The sequence below is a fragment of the Weissella sp. DD23 genome, from assembly GCF_001579105.1.
Taxonomy (GTDB): domain Bacteria; phylum Bacillota; class Bacilli; order Lactobacillales; family Lactobacillaceae; genus Weissella; species Weissella cibaria.
The window spans coordinates 199,729-202,456 of the sequence record NZ_KQ970394.1; the positions used below are offsets into that span (position 1 = coordinate 199,729).

2 protein-coding genes are annotated in these 2,728 nt (G+C 43.3%); both read left to right on the forward strand.

Annotation, left to right across the window (positions count from 1 at the left end; translation table 11 throughout):
* Window positions 1-653: UTP--glucose-1-phosphate uridylyltransferase (locus tag WEIDD23_RS08380; RefSeq protein ID WP_062358906.1), on the forward strand; the 653-nt coding region annotated here is incomplete at its 5' end.
* Between the two features lie 328 nt (window positions 654-981).
* The coding region (locus WEIDD23_RS08390) for a KxYKxGKxW signal peptide domain-containing protein (RefSeq protein WP_197458854.1) at window positions 982-2,728 on the forward strand (1,747 nt) is incomplete at its 3' end.

Here is a 2,728-nt window from a genome sequence, read left to right on the forward strand (position 1 = left end):
AAAACAACTTGAAGGAAAAGGGTAAGGATGAATTGTTGAAGTTGGTTGAAGAGACGACTGACATCAACTTGTACTTCATCCGTCAATCACACCCACGTGGTTTGGGAGATGCTGTTTTGACGGCCAAGTCATTTATCGGCGACGAGCCATTCGTGGTTATGTTGGGTGATGACTTGATGGCAGATGAGACGCCATTGACGAAGCAATTGATCGACCGTTACAACACAACGGGAGAGTCAACGTTGGCTGTTATGAAGGTGCCTCACGAGCAAGTTTCTGAATACGGTGTAATTGCACCTGAAAAGGAAGTTGAAGACGGTTTGCACCAAGTTAACTCATTCGTTGAGAAGCCAAAGCCAGAAGATGCACCTTCAGACTTGGCAATCATCGGACGTTACTTGTTGACGCCTGAGATCTTCGAAGAATTGGAGAACACGAAGCCTGGTAAGGGTAACGAAATCCAATTGACGGACGCCATCGATTCATTGAACAAGCGTCAACACGTATACGCCCACGAATTCAAGGGTAAGCGTTTTGACATTGGTTCAAAGATTGGTTTCTTGACGACTAACATCGAATATGGTTTGAACCACCCACAAACGGGTGAAGCTTTGAAGCAATACATCAAGGACTTGGCCGCAACGTTGGACTAAGCCAAAATAACGATTAAAAACAGGACTTTCTCCTTTTTGAGAAGGTCCTGTTTTTTTAGAATAAATTGGTTAATGGTATATACGTATTTCCATTGGAAAGGATAAATGAACCTTAAAATTTCCCGGTTTTGAGACACTGTTGTCGAGAATAGTTCACCAAAATATACACTGCGGGACTGAAAATTCCCGCTTAATAGTAAATTGCTCCGCTGACGAAAGTATAGTGTTATCATGCTCTTTGTTAATGTTAGGTATGGTTACTTCATTATTTAATGAAGACTTAACGCAAACGGTATGGTTATACAGAGGAAAGTGGGTAAAAAGAGGAATGGTTGATAAAGAAACCAATCGCCAAACAAAAGTACACTTCAAGATGTACAAGGATGGTAAGCAGTGGGTCACCCGTGGCCTGGCACTATTTGCAGTGTCATTGATGGTCGGCGGCCCCGTTGCAAACACATTAACTAATGTGAAGAATAACGTTGCATTTGCACAGACAACAGATAGTTCATCGAGCGATTCAGTTGCTTTGACAAGCACTAACAACGTTGTTTCAGCTAATCAGAAACTAAACGCTGATTATGCAGCTTGGCAGAAGCAAGAAGTTGAACTGCAAAAGGACGCAACATTCAATCAATTTATGTTTATGGATGATGTCGTTCGAAATGCGGTTTTGGATGGTCACAATGCAGCTGGTCGTGGGGATTATGCTGGTGTTGTCTCAGCCGACGCCCAGTTATTGCACTATGTATCAATTGTGCAAGAAGCATTACGTTTACTGAAAACGGTTGACCCAGCAACGAAGGGATACAATGATTTGTTCGAGGATTTGCACCTTGCAAATCAACACGATCCTAAGGCGGTTGAGGCACACGTCATTGCACTTGGTGGTGTCGTCAATGATTTGACTAATGCAAATGACTTTGATGATACAAAAGCACCTGATATGGCAGGTGATAAGACACCAGCACAAAGTAATGATTTGACGGACCTTGAAAACCGCATTCAAAATTACTATCAAAATCACGGCCGATTTGGTATTCCGGCTGCAGTGATTAAGGATGTATACAACGAGATTGTAGCAGAAGAGACGACGCCATCAAAGAGTGCTGATGCTGACGAAGTTAAGGTATTGCAAGATCTCTTTACCAAGATGCAGCAAGCAGACCTAGCTTACGTGGACAGCACTGTGCATGCAGTTGTTGCCCAGGCGGTTGATGATAATAATCAAGCAACACATGATGGTGTACCAGCTTCAGTAAAGAGTGCTGATTTTAAGGCAATTAATGATGCGGCAACGAAGATTTTGGCCGGTATGGATACCATTGAAAATGATGCACTTGATGACCATTACGATAACATCCATATTCAAGTTAACAACTTGCAACAACAAGTGGATGATTTCCAAAAGAAGATTAATGATTATAAGGCTGATCAAATTCATCAAGCTGCTCAAAAGATCGTGGATGCCAAAAGCGACGCTGCACGAATTGGTATTCATTCTTCGGATGTTGATGACTTGTTCAACCAGGGGATGGCTGAAGCAGGAAAGCCATCCTCAACTAATGTGCGCGATACAGTTAAGAAATTGAACGATATCGCTGAGCAAATGAAAACGGCAACGAAGCAGTCTTGGGACGATCAAATTGGGGCATTTATGTCTGACGTGCGATCAGTTTACGCCAAGGCAACACATGATGGTGTGCCAGCTAGTGTGAAGGAACCAGCCTACCAGGCGCTTGTTGCTGAGGCGACTAATCAAACTCACCCTGATAGCCTGGGGCTGGAGTTACAGACGTTAGGTAACTTGTTGCAAAAGATGATTGATGCAATTAACGCTTATAAGCCAATTGATTTACCAGCTGGTTCGACAGCAGCAAATCAAACGGCCGTTGTATCAGATGCTAATAGCTTCTTTGCAAGTAACTTAATGGATCAAGGACGTTCATCGTACGGATCAATGGCCCAATCTTTGGCGACGTCAGCAGCTAAGGATTCAGCGTTGAGTCAAATTAATGTCGATGCAGGTGCTAATTCGGGTAAGGTATCAGATAGCGACCTAGCAGCCGACGTGA